The following is a 16203-nucleotide window of genomic DNA, read 5'->3' on the forward strand; positions in this document are numbered from 1 at the left end:
TCGTGACCGGCGTCGCCGGCGGCATTTCCGGCGCCGGCGACGGTACCCGCTAGCGCTTGCGCAGGACGGCGAAGGACTCCATGTGGTGGGTATGCGGGTACAGGTCGAAGACCCGCAGGCTGTCCATTTCCCAGCCCGCGGCGCGGAAATAGCCCAGGTCCCGGGAGAACGACGCCGGGTCGCAGGACACGTAGCCGACCACACGGGGCGCGGCTGCGTCGATCTGCTGCACCACCGCTTTCCCGGCTCCGACACGGGGCGGGTCCAGGAGCACGACGTCGAGGTCCCCGGCTTCGCGGAGCATCTTGTCCACCCGGCCCTGGCTGATCTGCACCTGGGGTGCGGCGAAGAGGTTCTTCCGGGCGTCACGGCTGGCACCCGGGGATCCTTCCACCGAGAGCACCCGGCCGGACTCCCCGGCCGCCGCGGCCAGCGGAGCGGTGAACAGCCCGGCACCTGCGTACAGGTCCGCCACGGATTCCCCGGACTGCACCTGGAGCCCTTCGAGGACCGCTGCGGCCAGCGTCTGCGGTGCGGAACGGTGGATCTGCCAGAAGCCGGCACCGGTGACCCGGTAGTCGTGGCCCAGCACCGTTTCCTGCACCCAGGTCCGTCCCTTCAGCCGGGTGAGCTCGTGGCTCTCCGGGTCCCAGGCGGCCACGGACACGCCGTCCGGCAGGTTGCCGGCAATCCGTGCAGGGATCCGCGGGTGGGTTCCCGCCGCCGGGATCAGGAGGACCAGGGGCTGTCCGCCGACAGCCGGAGCGGCTACCTCCACGCGGTCAATGCCCGTGAAATCCGTCTCCCACAGACGCAGGGCGTTGATCGCCGCGGAGGCCAGCGGCATTTCTTCGACGGGAATGAGTTCATCTGAGCGGTGGGCGTGCATGGCCAGCCGGCCGCTGGGCGCCACCGAGAAACTGACCCGGGTACGCCAGCCCAGTCCGTCGGCGCTTTCCTCGAGTGCGGGTTCGACCTCCGGCACCAGGTCGGTCCCGCCGAGCCGGCGCAGCTGCTCGGCGAAGACCTCGGCCTTCAGCCGGCGCTGGACCGGCAGGTCAATGTGGCCGAACTCCGCTCCGCCCACGGGCAGTTTTCCCCGTGCCGCGGCGCGCAGGGCGTCTGCGTCCTTCCAGAAATGCTCCCGGCGTCCCTCTGCACCCTCGAGGACCTCGACGACGTCGGCCCGCCAGAACTTGGCGTCCTCGCCGGATTCGGTGAGCCGGACCCGGACCCGCTCCCCCGGCAGGCCGTGCCGGACAAAGACGACGCGCCCTTCATGCCGTGCAACGAAGTGGCCGCCGTGGGCCGGGGCGCCGATGGTGAGTTCAATAGACATGGGGTGGTTGTACTTCCTTCATGGAACCTAAAACTCCATCTCACCACGGGAGCCGAGCGCGGTGCTATTTGGGCCGCCGTCGGGACTAAGCTGGCGTTGATTGTTTTTAATGCGCGGACAGCGGCGCGGCCGCTTTTCCGCGGCGGGCAGTCCGCGGCAGGACCAAACCGAAACCGAGGTAGGGCAGTTGGCCCATTACGTGATCATGGGGTGCGGGCGCGTAGGCGTCAGCCTCGCCCATACCCTGGACAATGCCGGCCATTCGGTCGCCATCATCGACCAGGACGAGCGGGCGTTCCGCCGGCTGCGGCAGACCTTCACCGGACGCAAGGTGACCGGCGTCGGCTTTGACCGCGAGACGCTGAAGGCAGCGGGCATCGAAGAGGCCTATGCGTTTGCCGCCGTTTCCAGCGGTGACAACTCAAACATCCTGGCCACCCGCGTGGCGCGTGAGACCTTCCACGTAGGCCACGTCGTCGCGCGGATCTATGATCCGGGACGTGCGGAGATCTACCAGCGGCTCGGCATCCCCACGGTTGCGGCCGTTCGGTGGAGTGCGGACCAGGTGCTGCGCAGGATCCTGCCCGAGCAGAGCATCAACGGTGACTTCAGGGAGTCCTCCGGCCGCCTGATCCTGGGTGAGCTGTCCCTGCACGAGGGCTGGCTGGGCCGGTCGCTGGTGAGCATCGAGACTGCCGCGGGTGTGCGGATTGCCTATGTCACCCGGTTCGGGGAAGGGACCCTGCCGCGCCAGGACAGCAGCTACCAGGAGGGTGATGTCCTGCACGCGATGATGTCCGTTGACCGGACCGCGGAAATCAGCAAGATCCTGTCCAAGGAACCAGCCAAGGAGTCCCTGTGAAAGTTGTTATTGCCGGTGCCGGCAGCGTGGGCTCGTCCATCGCCAAGGAACTGCTCTCCCATGGCCACGATGTCCTGCTGATTGACGAGAAGCCCGAGTGCGTGGGCCGCAGCGGCCTGCGCGGAGCGCGGTGGCTGATCGGCGATGCCTGCGAGTTGACCACGTTGAAGGATGCGCAGCTGGAGGAAGCCGACGTCGTCGTGTCCGCCACCGGCGATGACAAGGTCAACCTTGTGGTCTCGCTGCTGGCCAAGAGCGAATTCGGCGTTGCGCGCACTGTAGGCCGCGTGAACAATCCGAAGAATGACTGGATGTTCGATGATTCCTGGGGGGTGGACGTGGCCGTGAACACGCCCCGCCTGATGACCGCCCTGGTCGAAGAAGCCGTGGAGATCGGCGACCTGGTCCGGCTGCTGAGCCTGCAGACCGGGGTGTCCTCCATGGTGGAGTTCACCGTTCCCGCCGATTCGCATCTCGCGGGCCGGACCCTGGGATCGATCGACTGGCCGCTGGATGCCACCGTGGTTGCGATCCTGCGCGACGACGCGCCCATCACGCCGAGCAACGACGACGTCGTGGAGCCGGGTGACGAGCTGTTCTTCATCACCACGATTGCGGCCGAAGACGAACTGCGGGCAGTCCTATCCCCGGCCGCGGCCGCGGCGGCCGCACACGCCCGTCAGGAATCCCTGGACGCCGAGTCGGGCGCTGCCGAATCCCGTGGGGCGGAGTCCCCCGCAGCAGAGGAGTCCCCCGCAGCAGGGCCGGACCCGCTCGCGGATTCAGGGGCCACGACGGCCGAGGGCCGGGAGACCACCCATGCCAGCCAGAGTCCCAGCGCATAAAGCGGCACACCCATAGCCAGGCGCATGGTGCCCAGCGCGGCAACATTGTCCGCCAGGAACAGGGGCAGCTGGACGGCCAGCCGGAGGGCGAAGACCGCCACGATGATCCAGCTGGCCCAGGTGTAGGCCTTCAGGCGGACCGGCGCGGCGCGCCAGTCCAGGCTCTCGCCGCGGATCATCCCGAACAACAGTCCGGCAACCGGCCATTTGACTGCGATCGAGATCAGGAACGCCAGGATGTAGGCGCCGTTCAGGTAGAACCCGGGGACGAAGTACGTGGCGCCGTCACCGCTGCGCAGTGCCACGAAGGCGCAGATGGCGACGCCTGCCACACCGGTGAGCGACTGCATCAACGGGCGCCGCTGGAGAAGATTGGCCACTGAAAACACGGCTGCAGCGGCTACGGCCGCACCCAGCGAGAGGTTCAGCTCCGCCCCCACGGTGTAAAGCAGGGTGAAGAGAAGCCCGGGAACAATCGCCTCGGCCAGTCCCCGGATGCCGCCGACGGACTTGAGTACATCGATCTGCCCGTCATCGCGGCGTTCCACTCCGGCCCGGGCCGCATATTGTCCGGCGAGCTGGTTCAGGTCCGGCTGGCCCTCTTCCGGCTGCTTGGGTGTGCTCATGCGTCGGCCTCCGGGCGTCCAATGATTTCGTATCGCGGATTAAAGATGGTGGGGCGGCCGTCAACATTCGACACCATGCCCTCGAAGGCCAGACAGGTTCCGGCTTCGATCCCCGGCACCCTGCGCTGGCCCACCCAGACCAGGCGCACCTTCGCCCGGGTCGCCAGGGGGCTTTCGCGGTAGGCGGCCATCGAGTCTTCCACCACGGCGGTAAACCGCGGCGGGTCGTTGGCCGGAACCACTGTGATGGCCGAGACATAGCCGCGGCAGTATGCCCGGCCGCGCTCCGGGAGGGACTTGATGCTCGCGCAGTGCGTGGAAGCGGTAACGGCTGGCACCGGTTAGCCGATCGTCGTGATTTCCGGGCCGCGCTCGGGTGCGGCCGGCTTGGCGGCACCCTTGTCGGCACGCGGGAGCGGGGAAGCATCGCGGGGCAGGCGCAGCTGCAGCAGGTCGCGCGGCGGCAGGGGCTGCTCGCCCCGGACCACCACGACGTTGCGGAAGACTTCCTCGAGGGGGCCGGCGGCTTCGGGATTCATGGCCGCCGGGCCGCCGAAGACTCCGCGGAGGAACCAGCGGGGACCGTCAACACCGACAAAGCGGGCCACACGGTAGCCCTTGGAGCCGTCCTGTGCCTGCGCAGGCACCCGGGCCAGCAGCTCGGTGCCGAACGTACCGGAGAGTTCATCCACTGTGCCGCCCTGCGACCCCACGGACTTGCCGATCTGGTCCCGGATGTCGTCCCAAAGGGTCTCCGAGCGGGGAGCGGCGAAGGCCTGCAGCTGAAGGCTGGATCCCTCCAGGTCCAGCGTCACGGCAACCACGCGCTGAGTCTTTTCCTCAACCTCCAGGCGAAGCTGCAGCCCCTGGGAGGCGGCGATCCGGAGCGCTCCGAGATCAACGTAGCCCTCCTCGGAGGGACGCTCGCTCAGGTCGTAGGGACCACCGGCGGCCGGAGCCTGTACGGCGTCACTGCCGGCGTCGGCGTTTGCCGGGTCCGCGGCCGCTGCTGCTTCCGGCCCGGCGGTTTCCTCTGCCTTGGTTTTCTTACGGCGCCCAAATGCCATAACCGAAGTTCCTTCTCTCTTGTCTGCAAGTTCTTAGTACGGCCGCTGTCCGCGGTCCGGTTGCGGGTCAGGCTGGAACTGCGGTGAATCCTCCGGTGGATCCGAATCCCCCGGCTCCCCGGACGGAATCCGGGAGCTCATCGACGGGAACAAACTCGGCCATTTCCACGCGCTGGATCACCAGCTGGGCAATCCGGTCGCCGCGCCGCAGAGTCACCGGCTGCGTCGCATCCGTGTTGATCAGGGTGACGGAGATTTCTCCGCGGTAGCCGGCGTCCACGGTCCCGGGCGCGTTGACGATGCTGATGCCGTGCTTGGTGGCGAGCCCGGACCGGGGGTGGACAAAGGCTGCGTAGCCGAAAGGCAGGGCCAGCGAAACACCGGTGGGAATGAGCTGCCGTTCCCCCGGCGCAAGGGTGAAATCGATCCGGGAGCGAAGGTCGGCTCCGGCGTCGCCGGGGTGTGCGTACGACGGCGGTTCCAGCCCGTCGTCGAGCATTTTCAGCTGTACCTTCAGCGTGGTCCCTGCATCTTGCACCAGTTTCTCCGGTTTCAATAGATTCCAACAACAGCAGCCGGGACGGCTGCGGGGGCGGTGGAAGCATCCGGGAAGCAGGGCCGTTCGGCCCAGGCCCCCGGGCCAACCACCACACTTTAGCGCGTTTTCCTGTACGGTCGCCGGGCATTTGCCCACCGGCACGGCGCGGGATGAAATGCTCCGCCAAAGGTGAAAAGCTGGGGGTATGTCATCCCCTTCTGCAAAGAGCCCTTCTTCAAAGAGCTCGGCCGGCACCGTGCTGTACTCCGAACGCCTCACACCTTCCTTCGGGATCTGGTTCGTCGCCGCCCTCCTCGCCGCGGCCTGCATCCTTGTGTTTGTCCCGATCAGCCTGGCGGCCGGCATCACCGGCGCCGTAGTCGCCGCAGTCATCCTGGCAGTACTCCTGGTGATCTCGACTCCCCAGATCCGGGTTACCCCGGAAACCCTGCAGGTTGGACGGGCGCAGATTGAGCGGCGCTTCATCGGCAAGGTCGAGGCGTTCCGGGGCGAAGACGCCACCATGCAGCGCGGTCCGGCACTGAACGCTACGGCCTACATGTGCATCCGCGGCTGGATCTCGCCCGTGGTCCGCATTGAAATCACAGATCCGGCGGACCGCACGCCGTACTGGCTGACCTCCACGCGCCGTCCGGAAAAGCTGGTCGAGGCGCTCACCTCCGGGCGCTGAATCAGCCCTCACAGTCCACGCAGTAGAACATGCCGTTCTTTTCAAGGGCTATCTGTGACCGGTGACGGACCAGGAAGCATGAGGCGCAGGTGAACTCGTCGGCCTGCGCCGGAAGGACCCGGACCAGCAGCTCCTCGCCGGAAAGGTCCGCCCCCGGGAGCTCGAAGCCATCGGCCGCTTCTGCCTCGTCTTCGTCCACGACCGCTGTCTGCACAGGGGTGCGCCGCGTTTTGAGCACCTCTATCGACTCTTCTCCGGCGTCTTCCTCGGTCTTGCGCGGGGCGTCATAATCTGTCGCCATAGTGTCTTATCTCGCCGTCCGTTTGAGTGGTGTCCGCTACTGCCTGAGCCCCGGGCTGGACCGGCCCTTCCGGACCCGCGTCGGTGACTCGGAGATATCAACGCCACGGATACCTGTTTTGTGCCCGTAAAGCAGAGATTTTTACCCACATAGGGCCAAAAAGCGAACCGGCTGCTGCTCGGGACATGCGCTCCCGCGCAGGGACGGCAATCCTGCCCCCTTTCCAAATGCGCCACACCCGGCCAAAGCTTAGGTTTTCGGCGCCGGGGATGGCATTGTTTCAAGAAGGAATTGCTATCGGGTGGAGGACTTTTTGATGCAGGATCTACGGCTGGTGGGTGTCCATGAAGGTGGCGAACATCTGCTGTTAAGCGGCAAGGGCGGGGAAACCTTCCGTCTTCGGATTGATGAAGCCCTCCGGGTGGCGGCATCGCGCCCCGTACACCGGTCCGCACCGCAGGCTGCTCCGGCAGCCGGCACCACCATGACTCCGCGGGATATCCAGGCCCGCATTCGATCCGGCGCCAGCGCCGAAGAGGTTGCCGAACTTTCCGGCCACGACCTGGCGCATATCCGCCGCTACGAAGGTCCCGTGCTCGCTGAGCGTGAGTACGTTGCCAGGCAGGCGCAGGGCGTTGAGGTTGCTGCGCCCATGTCCGCCACCCATGACGGCTACCGCAGTGCCTTTGGCGAGAATCCGGTAAACCTCGGCGACATGGTGCTGCACCGGCTGCGTTCCTTCGGAGTTGACCCCGATTCCGTCGAGTGGGATGCCTGGCGCCGCCCGGATGGAACCTGGGAAGTGGTGGCCCGCTTCGAGCTCACCGAGAAGTCCCGGGTCGCCGTCGGCGAGGAACCGCCCGCCCGCTGGATCTTCAGCCCGCTGCGCAAGAGCGTTACGAACACCAACCGCTGGGCCCAGGTCCTGAGCGAACTGGAACCACTGGACACACCCGTGCCCACCCGCCGCCTGGCCGCCGTCGCGGACCGCGTCTTCGACTTCGAAGCAGAAGGCGGTGCGTCCTCCGACGACACCGACGACATCCTCGAAGTCCTGCGGTCGCGGCGCGGCCAGCGGCTGGGCAGCGATGAAGACGGCGACGATGCCCTGGCAACACTGCTGTCCAAGGGCAGCGTCCCCGCGGCGCACCCGCGGGAGGGCAGCCCCGATACGGAGGATGAGGACAGCAACGGCAAGCGGCCGCGTACCGGCCGCCTGACCCTGGCGCCGTCGGTCGACTCCGACAGCGATGATCCGGTAGATCCGGTAGCCCTTCCCGGCAGCGTTACCCAGACCCGGGAGATCAGCGTACTGGCGCGGCCCTTCCGCCGGCGTGCAACCCGTACCGAAGAACCTGCCGCGGGCGCTACCGACGAGGAAACGCCCAACCCGCCTGCGGAAGCAGAGACCACTGTTCCGGACGAGGCACCGGTGGAATCTTCCGCCCGCAAGAACGCCGGACGCGATTTCCCGTGGGACCGGCTGCCCAGCGGAGGCAAGGGCCAGCAGCCGTCCGACGCCGATAAGGCAGAGGGCAAGGACGACGGCGCCCAGGAACGGCGCGCCATCAAGCCCAAGCGGTCCTCGGTCCCGTCCTGGGACGAGATTGTCTTCGGCACCAAGGGCGACTAGTCCCGAAGAACAACCACCATCGGCATCGTTGGGGCGGCCGGGCCAACTATCCGGCCGCCGTCGAGCTAGTGGCCCGGTGCACCCGGCCCTGAACCGGGGCACCGGAACGGACCGCCCTGCGCGAAGGTCCTGCCTAGGGCGTTTCCGCCCTGGTGGACTCCACGCAACACACCGACGCTGATTCCTCTGCGTCTGTGAGGGCGGCTGCCTGCTGTGCGGTAACCCGGCGCATGTAGTGCCGGCGGCACAGTGTTTCGTAACCGATAACGGGGGCGGCTTCCGCCGACGTTCCGGCCGCAGACCCTGCAGCGCCGGGAGCCAGCAGGTCATCTGCGTCGAACAACGGTTGATCGTCAAACAAGGGCTGGTCCTCGAACAACGGCTCATCCGCAAACAGCGGCAGCTCCGCTTCGGCGGCAGCGGCCGGCGCCGGGGTGCGGGACTCGACGTCGCCAACCACCACCTGGTCCCCCTCCGTCACCATTACCCCGTCCACGGTGCGGGCGTTGTGGGTGGCGCGCCGCCCGCACCAGCACAGGGCGCGGACCTGGAGGACCTCCATGCGGTCCGCCAACTCGACCAGGCGCTGCGACCCCGGGAACAACCGGGTCCGGAAGTCGGAGGTAATGCCGAAGGCAAACACGTCAATGTCCATCTCGTCCACGATGGAGGCCAGCTGCTCAACCTGTGCGGCGCTGTAGAACTGTGCCTCGTCGCAGATCAGGTAGTCCACGTTGTGCCCCGTTGCCCTGCAGCGCAGCACCTCGGCCCAGAAATCCGTGTCGTCACGCACTTCAACCGCCGGCGTCTGCAGTCCGAGGCGGCTGGAGATCATGGACTCCCCCGCCCGGTCATTGCGGCTGAACAGGATTCCGCCGCGGCCGCGGGCGCTGTGGTTGTAATCCATCTGGAGCGCGAGCGTCGATTTGCCGCAGTCCATGGTGCCTGAGAAAAAGACCAGTTCCGCCATGGCTACTTTCCTCCCTGCACCGGAGAGGACGTGCGCTTGCGTGTTTCAGGCTGCGCCAGGACCAGGAGGGGGACTTCGCACTCTGCCTTGGTGAGCGACCCGTGCTGGCCGGTGACCTCCAGTGCCGAGGCAGCAACCCGGCGGGTGTCGAACAGTGCAATCCGCTCCCGTGCGGCGATCATGAGGTCGCCGATACGGGGCAGGACGGCAGCATCCACTTCGGGTCCGAAGTAACCTGCACGCACTGCTTCGTCGCGGGTGAAAATCCATGCCCGGGTGCCGTAGGCAGCCTGCCAGGCGGCTTTAAGCCGGCTGAGCGCATCATCTCCTGCGTCAGGTTCAAGGTACAGATGGACCATGCGCGGCTCGCCTGCCGTGTGCCGGACGCCGTCGATCAGTTCCGGCTGGGTACTGAAATCGAACCGCTGGGAAGCAGGGACATCCACCATGCCGTGGTCTGCGGTCAGCACCACCAGGGTGCCGGCAGGCACCCTTGCCACGAGCCGCTTCAGGGCGCTGTCGAGTTCTTCCAGCTCGTTGCCCCACTCCGGGGAAGCTGCACCGTACCGGTGCCCCGCCTTGTCCAGTTCATTCCAGTAGAGGTACATCAGCATCCGGTCCGCACCTGCCAGGGCGTCGACAGCGGCCGATACCCGGGCGTGCACCCCGGATGCCGGGATGAATGTGCCGCCTCGGAGCGCGGCCCGGGTCAGCGCGGAATCGGCAAAGCGCGGCAGGCTGACCGTAGCCACCGGAATGTGCTCCGCGGCGGTCTCCAGGATGGTGGGATAGGGCTGCCACTGCAGCGGGTCCACCCCCGGATCCCAGGAACCGAGCATGTTTACTACCTTGTCCTGGTTCGGATCCAGGACGTCGTATCCCACGAGTCCGTGCCGGCCGGGAGGCAGCCCGGTGCCCAGGGAAGCCAGCGACGCAACCGTTGTGGTGGGGAAGGATGCGCTGAGGGTGCGCGCGGCAGGCAGGAATCCCTTCAGGAAGGGGGCATGCCCGCCGCGTTTCTTGAGCAGCGACAGGCCCAGCCCGTCCACCATCACCACGCAGACCCGCCGGGCCGCCGGAAGGGACAGCAGGTTTTCATAGCCGGGCACGCCCAGCACGGCCGCGGCGCTGGACAGCACGTCCGCTACGGAACGGGTTCCGTAGGCCGGTGCTGCGGGCAGGAGGTCAGGAGCAGCGGGGTTTGATGCCACGGTGCTAGCGCTGCGGGTGGGCGCGGTTGAAGCGTCCGCCGATGCCGGGCATGCGCTGGCGCGGGTCGCCGCCGTCCATCGGGCGGGGAGCCGCAGTGGTATCCGTATTCACCTTGCGCAGGGCGCGGGCGAAGGCCTTGGCGTTCTGGACGGCCTGGGCGCCGTCGGCTTCCGCACTGACGCGCAGCACAATGTCTTCCTGGGCAATGGTTCCGGTGTAGCCGTGGTCTGCGTCGCACTGGGGATCCGCACAGCCGGCGGGACCCATGTCCAGGCGCTGTCCGCCGGACCAGGCAATGGCGAGGGTCATTTCCCGCGCCGGGTCCGACGGCTTGTAGTTCTGCGGCTGGGCGTACATGTAGCCCAGCACCACGGAACGGATCTGCGTTACCGGCACGGATTCGGTGGAGACCTGCGCCATCATCTGCTCGCCGGCCTCGTCCAGCTGCTGGTCATCGACGTGGGTGATGACGAGCATGTCCTCGGTCAGCACCAGGACCGTGATGTGGCGGTGCACCTCGGTACGCTCAAAATGGGTTTCGAGGTGGATCAGATGGGACAGCGGTTCGCGGCCGTCGAGGGCATCGTGGACCACGTCGGCCAAAAGCGTCGGGTAGAAGCCTGCCCGTTCCATGGATGCGTCAAGGCTGCGGCGTTCAGCGGAAAGTAACGGCGACATGCTTCCAGTTTCCCCCAGACCGCCCCTACATGCCTAAATGGCGCGCGGGTGGTGGAAAAGATCAGTCCCGCATTGCGCGCCGGGCACTGTCGGTGCGGCGCTGCGGGTTCCCCAGCCGGATGTCGGCGCTCAGCACCGTCACGCCGTCGGCGGAGACCAGGACCGGATTAATGTCGATCAGTGCGATCTGCGGATGCTCATCCTTCAGGACGGCCAGCCGGGCGATGAGGTCCTCCAGTGCTGCGATGTCCGCTTCGGGCAGTCCCTGGTAGCCGAAGAGCTTGGCAGCGGAACGGGGTGCCCGCACCAGGTCGGCAATGTCGCGGTCCGTCAGGGGTGGAACGCCGTGCGCCCAGTCATCCAGCAGGCTGGTTGCGTCACCGGCGAGTCCGAAGGAGATCACCGGTCCCAGCAGCGGATCCTCGATGGCCCGGATGCGGCAGCCCTGCCCGCTGTTGGCCATGGACTGGACTTCCATTTCGAATTCGCCGTAGCGGCGCAGGGCCTGGTGCATTTGCTCGATGTTGGTCCGCAGCGCTTCCGGCGTGGAAATGTTCAGCCGCACGCCGCCGAGGTCCAGGCGGTGGCGCAGGTGCCCTTCACGGGTCTTGACCGCCACGGGCCAGCCGAGCTGTTCGGCCGCGGCCACTGCTTCCTCCGGCGTGGAAAAACTGACGGCGGGGAGCACGGAAATGCGGTAGAACTCCAAGAGCCTTGCCGTCTGCTCCTGGTCCAGCCGGGTCAGGGCATCGCCTTCCACCCGGTCCATCAACGAGTCGAGGTAGGCCGAGGCTCCTTCGGTATCAACACCGGCAGGTTCCACGAAACTGCCGTGGTCCCGGTGCGCCCACTCCGTGTAGCGCACCACGGAGGCCAGGGCGGTGACCGCTGCGCCGGGGCTGCTGAAGCAGGGCAACCCGCCGCCTGGAACGTCGGGGTCCGCCGCGAGCAGGCCTTCGACATGCGCCCGGGGATCCACGATTCCGGTAAAGGCAGCGACCAGGGGCTTGCCGGTCTCCTGCACGCATTCGGCCAGAACGGCGGCTATCGCTTCCGTCCTCAGTCCCGGCGCCGGGAGGATGGCGACGACGCCGGCGTCCACCGTGTCGTCCGACAGCACCTCGGTGACCGTGCGGCGCAGCTGCGGCAGTGCCACGCTCATCCCGGTGTCCAGGGCCAGTTCCGTCTCGAGGCGGGTGATGTCCAGGTCCAGTCCGGTGCAGGCATCGGCCAGGACCCGGCCCAGGGCCGCCGAATTGCTGAAGACAGCCACCCGGCGCCCGCGCGGCAGCGGCTGGCTGACCGCGATCTGCGCCACGTCGATCAGCTGCTCGTTGGTGCTCACGCGGATGACGCCGGACTGGCGGAGCATCGCGTCCAGGGCGCCCGGAGGGGCCTGCGTGGTCCGCACGGCGTGGCCGGGCGGAAGCTGGAGGCCGGTCACGTCCGACTTGGCGACAATCACGGGTTTGGTGCGCGCCAGCCTGCGGGCCAGGCGGGAGAACTTACGCGGGTTTCCCACCGATTCCAGGTACATGGCCACCACGCGCGTGTCGGCGTCGTCCTCCCAGTACTGCATGGCGTCATTGCCGGAGACGTCGGCCCGGTTGCCGGCGGAGATGGTGGAGGACAACCCCAGCGCGCGCCGCTGGGCAGTGGCGTAGAGCAGGACGCCGATGGCGGCGGACTGGCTGAACAGCCCCAGTCCCCCGCGCCGGGGCAGGGCCGGCGCCATGGACGCGTTCAGGGACACGTCCGGCCGGGTGTTGATCAGGCCCAGCGACGCCGGCCCGACCACGCGCATGCCGTGGGCCCGTGCGCGTCGGACCAGGGCCCGCTGCCGGGCCAGCCCCTCCGGGCCCTTCGGTCCGAAACCGGCGGTCACCACCAGCAGGGCCTTCACCCCGGCGGCAGCGCACTCGTCCGCCACCTCCAGGACCTGTTCGTAGGGCACGGCAATGACGGCCAGCTGGACCGTTTCCGGCACTTCGGCGATCCGGCTGTAGGAAATCATGCCGGCCAGTTCGAAGGCTTCGGGATTGATGGCGTAGACGGATCCTTTGAAGCCGCCCTCGATGATGTGCTCCAGCAGCTGGTAGCCCACCGAGCCCCATTCGCGGCTGGCTCCGATGACGGCGATGGACGACGGCGAGAGCAGGTCGGCCACGCTGCGGGCCTCGGCGCGGTGTTCCCGGGCTTCCATGACCGCCAGCGATTTCTCGGTGGGGTCGATGTTGAAGTCCAGGGCGATCACGCCGTCGTCGAAGTGCCGGCTTACCTCGTACCCGGCGTCGGCGAAGACGTCGATCATCTTGCGGTTCTCGGGAAGGACTTCCGCGGAGAACCGGCGGATGCCGTTTTCGCGGGCGGCGGCGGCCAGGTGCTCCAGCAGGATGGACCCCAGCCCGCGGCCCTGGTGGCCGTCGGCTATGTTGAAGGCAACCTCGGCTTCGGTGGGATCGTCGAGGCGGTCGTAGCGGCCGATGCCGATGATTTCATCACCAATGGTGATGACGAACGCCACCCGGTCCCGGTAATCGACATTGGTGAAGCGCTCCAGCTCCTTATTGGTGAGCTTGGCCTTATACGTAAAGAACCGCAGGTAGATGGAACTCTGCGACTGCCGCATGTGGAAGGCCTGCAGCGCGTCCGCATCGGAGGGGGAAACGGGGCGCAGATGGCCGGTCCCCCCGTCCCGCAACACGACGTCGGCTTCCCAATATTCGGGGTAATGTCCCTGCTCCACCATAGAATCAGAGTAGTGGGCAAACTTCCCCATAGTCATCCACCCGCTCTGTACAGCGTGGCTCCCCACCGCGTGGACTATGTACGGCGCGCAATCCCTGTCCCCTAACACTGCAAGGATTCGACAAAAGCATGGCCCGGCGCCAACCCGTCTCCAAATCCGTACCCGGCGAAAAGATCGCCGAGAACATCATCGAGATAGATGTCACCACCGAGATGGAGGGCTCCTTCCTCGAATACGCCTACTCGGTGATCTACTCGCGTGCCCTCCCCGATGCACGCGACGGCCTGAAGCCTGTCCAGCGGCGCATCCTGTACATGATGTCCGACATGGGGCTGCGGCCGGACCGCGGGCATGTGAAGTCCGCCCGGGTGGTGGGCGAGGTGATGGGCAAGCTGCACCCGCACGGTGACACGGCCATTTATGACGCCATGGTCCGCATGGCCCAGGACTGGGCACTGCGCCTGCCGCTGATCGACGGCCACGGCAACTTCGGCTCGCTCGACGACGGTCCGGCCGCCGCCCGTTACACGGAGGCCCGGCTGGCGGCCCCGGCCCTGACCCTGACGGATCACCTGGACGAAGACGTAGTGGACTTTGTCCCGAACTACGACAACCAGCTCCAGCAGCCCGAAGTGCTGCCCGCGGCCTTCCCCAACCTGCTGGTCAACGGTGCCACGGGTATTGCCGTGGGCATGGCCACGAACATGGCGCCGCACAACCTCGGCGAGGTTATTGCTGCCACCCAGCACCTGATCGCCAACCCGGACGCCGGGCTGGAGGAGCTGATGCGCTTCATCCCCGGACCGGACCTGCCCACGGGCGGACGGATTGTCGGGCTGGACGGCATCCGCGATGCCTATGCCAGCGGCCGCGGTTCCTTCAAGACCCGCGCCAAGGTGGAGGTGGAGCAGCTCACCGCGCGCCGCACCGGCCTGGTGGTCACCGAACTGCCCTACATGGTCGGCCCGGAAAAGGTCATTGAAAAGATCAAGGACGCCGTCACGTCCAAGAAGCTGCAGGGCATCTCCGACATTGTGGACCTCACCGACCGCAGCCACGGCCTGCGCCTGGTGATCGAGCTGAAGAACGGGTTCAACCCCAACGCGGTGCTGGCCCAGCTGTACAAGTTCACGCCCATGGAGGATTCCTTCGGCATCAACAACGTCACCCTCGTGGACGGGCAGCCCCGGACCCTGGGCCTGGTTGAACTGCTGCAGGTCTACGTTGCACACCGCCTCGGCGTGGTCCGCCGCCGCACCGCCTACCGGCTGAGCCGGAAAAAGGACCGGCTGCACCTGGTCGAGGGCCTGCTGATCGCCATTGTGGACATTGACGAGGTCATCCAGATCATCCGCTCCTCGGATGAAACGGCCCAGGCCCGGGAACGGCTGATGGCCGTGTACGACCTGACCGAAGTCCAGGCCAGCCACATCCTCGAGCTGCGCCTGCGGCAGTTGACTAAGTACTCCCGCATCGAGCTCGAAAAGGAGCAGGACGAGCTGCGCAAAGCCATCGAGGAGCTTGAAGCGATCCTCGGCTCCGAGCAGCGGCTGCGCTCCCTGGTCTCGGACGAACTGGGCGAAGTGGCGGCAAAATACGCGACGCCGCGGCGTACGGTGCTGCTCGAATCGGAGGCCGCTTCACCCCTGAAGGGTGCGGCAGTGACCGCTGCCGCCGGCGTCGCAGGCAAGGGCGCCAAGGCCATCCTTCCGCTGGAGATCCCGGACGATCCCTGCTGGGCCATCCTGTCCGCCTCCGGACAGGTGGCCCGGACCTCGGACCAGGAACCGCTCACCGAAGGAGGGCAGCGGGTGCGCCACGACGTGTTCCGCTCGGTGGTGAAGACCACCGCCCGCGGCGAGATCGGGGCACTGACCTCCTCGGGCCGGATGATCCGGATCTCCGTCCTTGACCTGCCTGCCCTGCCCTCGACCGCCGGCCTGCCGAACCTTGCCGGAGGCGTGCCGGTCAAGGAATTCATGACCCTGGGCAAGGGCGAGAAGCTGGTGGGACTCGTTCCGCTGAACGCCGTGGTGGCCATCGGCACCCGCAACGGCGTGGTGAAGCGGGTCAATCCCGATTACCCGCTGAACCGCGATGACTGGGAAGCCATCACGCTCAAGCCCAAGGACGAGGTCATCGGGGTGTCCGTGGCTGCGGACGAGACGGATGAACTGGTCTTCATCACCCGGTCGGCGCAGCTGCTGCACTTCCCTGCCTCTACGGTCCGTGCCCAGGGCCGTACTGCAGGCGGCGTGGCCGGGATCAAACTGGCCGACGACGACGCCGTGGTGTTCTTCGGTGCCGTGGCCGCGGAGGATCCCGACGCCGTCGTCGTCACCGTTTCGACCACCACCGAGGCACTGCCGGGTACCCCCGGCGGCTCGGTGAAGGTGACACCGTTTGCCGAATACCCGGCCAAGGGCCGGGCCACGGCCGGCGTCCGGGCGCACCGCTTCCTGAAGGGCGAAGATTCACTGTCGGTGGCCTGGGCCGGACACGGTCCCGCGAAGGCGTCCGCGGCCAACGGCGTGGCGCGGGCCCTGCCCACCGAGCATGGCCGGCGGGACGGTTCCGGGGTGCCCCTGGCCAACGCGGTAGATGCCGTGGGACCAAGCCAGGGCTGACGACGGCAGACAGCAACAACGAAGAACGGGCCGGTCCGCGGGAGCTGCATGCTCCGCGGACCGGC

14 protein-coding genes and 1 pseudogene are annotated in these 16203 nt (G+C 67.2%); 5 read left to right on the forward strand and 10 right to left on the reverse strand.

The window, feature by feature from the left end; genetic code table 11:
- Positions 1–49 precede the first annotated feature (49 nt).
- Entirely contained in the window at positions 50–1339 is a 1290-nt protein-coding gene (locus LJ760_RS10160; RefSeq protein ID WP_227922422.1) for a class I SAM-dependent RNA methyltransferase, read from the reverse strand.
- Between the two features lie 187 nt (positions 1340–1526).
- Between LJ760_RS10160 and LJ760_RS10165 the strand changes: the two genes are divergently transcribed.
- Positions 1527–2201: a potassium channel family protein gene (locus LJ760_RS10165; protein ID WP_227922425.1), complete on the forward strand. Its 675-nt coding sequence runs from the start codon at positions 1527–1529 to the stop codon at positions 2199–2201.
- Complete coding sequence (locus LJ760_RS10170; RefSeq protein ID WP_227922428.1) at positions 2198–3046, forward strand: potassium channel family protein; 849 nt, start codon at positions 2198–2200, stop codon at positions 3044–3046. Before LJ760_RS10165 ends, LJ760_RS10170 begins: the two co-directional genes overlap by 4 nt.
- A 17-nt stretch (positions 3047–3063) precedes the next feature.
- On the opposite strand, the pseudogene LJ760_RS10175 reads toward LJ760_RS10170, so the two are convergent.
- From LJ760_RS10175 to dut, 4 genes and pseudogenes are all read right to left on the reverse strand, one after another.
- A pseudogene (locus tag LJ760_RS10175) lies at positions 3064–3672 on the reverse strand (DUF3159 domain-containing protein); the annotation flags it as partial.
- Positions 3669–4010: a hypothetical protein gene (locus tag LJ760_RS10180; RefSeq protein ID WP_227922430.1), complete on the reverse strand. Its 342-nt coding sequence runs from the start codon at positions 4008–4010 to the stop codon at positions 3669–3671. The pseudogene LJ760_RS10175 and the gene LJ760_RS10180, both read right to left, overlap by 4 nt.
- A gap of 3 nt (positions 4011–4013) precedes the next feature.
- Positions 4014–4739 carry a DUF3710 domain-containing protein gene (locus LJ760_RS10185; protein ID WP_227922434.1) on the reverse strand — a complete coding sequence of 242 codons (726 nt, stop codon included), beginning with the start codon at positions 4737–4739 and terminating at the stop codon, positions 4014–4016.
- 67 nt (positions 4740–4806) lie between these two features.
- Positions 4807–5277, reverse strand: a complete 471-nt coding sequence (gene dut / locus LJ760_RS10190) for a dUTP diphosphatase (RefSeq protein ID WP_331460715.1) — start codon at positions 5275–5277, stop codon at positions 4807–4809.
- A gap of 205 nt (positions 5278–5482) precedes the next feature.
- On the opposite strand from dut, the gene LJ760_RS10195 reads away from it, so the two are divergent.
- Complete coding sequence (locus LJ760_RS10195; RefSeq protein ID WP_227922439.1) at positions 5483–5968, forward strand: DUF3093 domain-containing protein; 486 nt, start codon at positions 5483–5485, stop codon at positions 5966–5968.
- Position 5969: 1 nt separating this feature from the next.
- On the opposite strand, the gene LJ760_RS10200 is transcribed toward LJ760_RS10195, so the two are convergent.
- A complete protein-coding gene (locus tag LJ760_RS10200; RefSeq protein WP_227922443.1) occupies positions 5970–6269 on the reverse strand; it encodes a DUF4193 domain-containing protein in 300 nt (99 codons plus the stop codon).
- 316 nt (positions 6270–6585) lie between these two features.
- Between LJ760_RS10200 and sepH the strand changes: the two genes are divergently transcribed.
- Positions 6586–7902 (forward strand): septation protein SepH, encoded by a 1317-nt coding sequence (gene sepH, locus LJ760_RS10205; RefSeq protein WP_227922446.1) that lies wholly within the window; start codon positions 6586–6588, stop codon positions 7900–7902.
- A 133-nt stretch (positions 7903–8035) separates the two neighbouring features.
- On the opposite strand, the gene LJ760_RS10210 is transcribed toward sepH, so the two are convergent.
- The 4 genes from LJ760_RS10210 to LJ760_RS10225 form a co-directional block, all read right to left on the reverse strand.
- Entirely contained in the window at positions 8036–8872 is an 837-nt protein-coding gene (locus LJ760_RS10210) for a thymidine kinase (protein ID WP_227922448.1), read from the reverse strand.
- Positions 8873–8874: 2 nt separating this feature from the next.
- On the reverse strand, positions 8875–10083 hold the full coding sequence (locus LJ760_RS10215) for an alkaline phosphatase family protein (protein ID WP_227922451.1): 1209 nt from the start codon (positions 10081–10083) through the stop codon (positions 8875–8877).
- Positions 10084–10087: 4 nt separating this feature from the next.
- Entirely contained in the window at positions 10088–10762 is a 675-nt protein-coding gene (locus LJ760_RS10220) for a DUF5998 family protein (RefSeq protein WP_227922454.1), read from the reverse strand.
- Between the two features lie 61 nt (positions 10763–10823).
- Positions 10824–13511 carry a bifunctional acetate--CoA ligase family protein/GNAT family N-acetyltransferase gene (locus LJ760_RS10225; protein ID WP_227922457.1) on the reverse strand — a complete coding sequence of 896 codons (2688 nt, stop codon included), beginning with the start codon at positions 13509–13511 and terminating at the stop codon, positions 10824–10826.
- 128 nt (positions 13512–13639) lie between these two features.
- Between LJ760_RS10225 and LJ760_RS10230 the strand changes: the two genes are divergently transcribed.
- Positions 13640–16138, forward strand: a complete 2499-nt coding sequence (locus LJ760_RS10230; protein ID WP_227922459.1) for a DNA gyrase/topoisomerase IV subunit A — start codon at positions 13640–13642, stop codon at positions 16136–16138.
- Positions 16139–16203 lie beyond the last annotated feature (65 nt).

Origin of the sequence: Arthrobacter sp. zg-Y895, from assembly GCF_020731025.1 — a bacterium.
Lineage (GTDB): Bacteria > Actinomycetota > Actinomycetes > Actinomycetales > Micrococcaceae > Arthrobacter_B.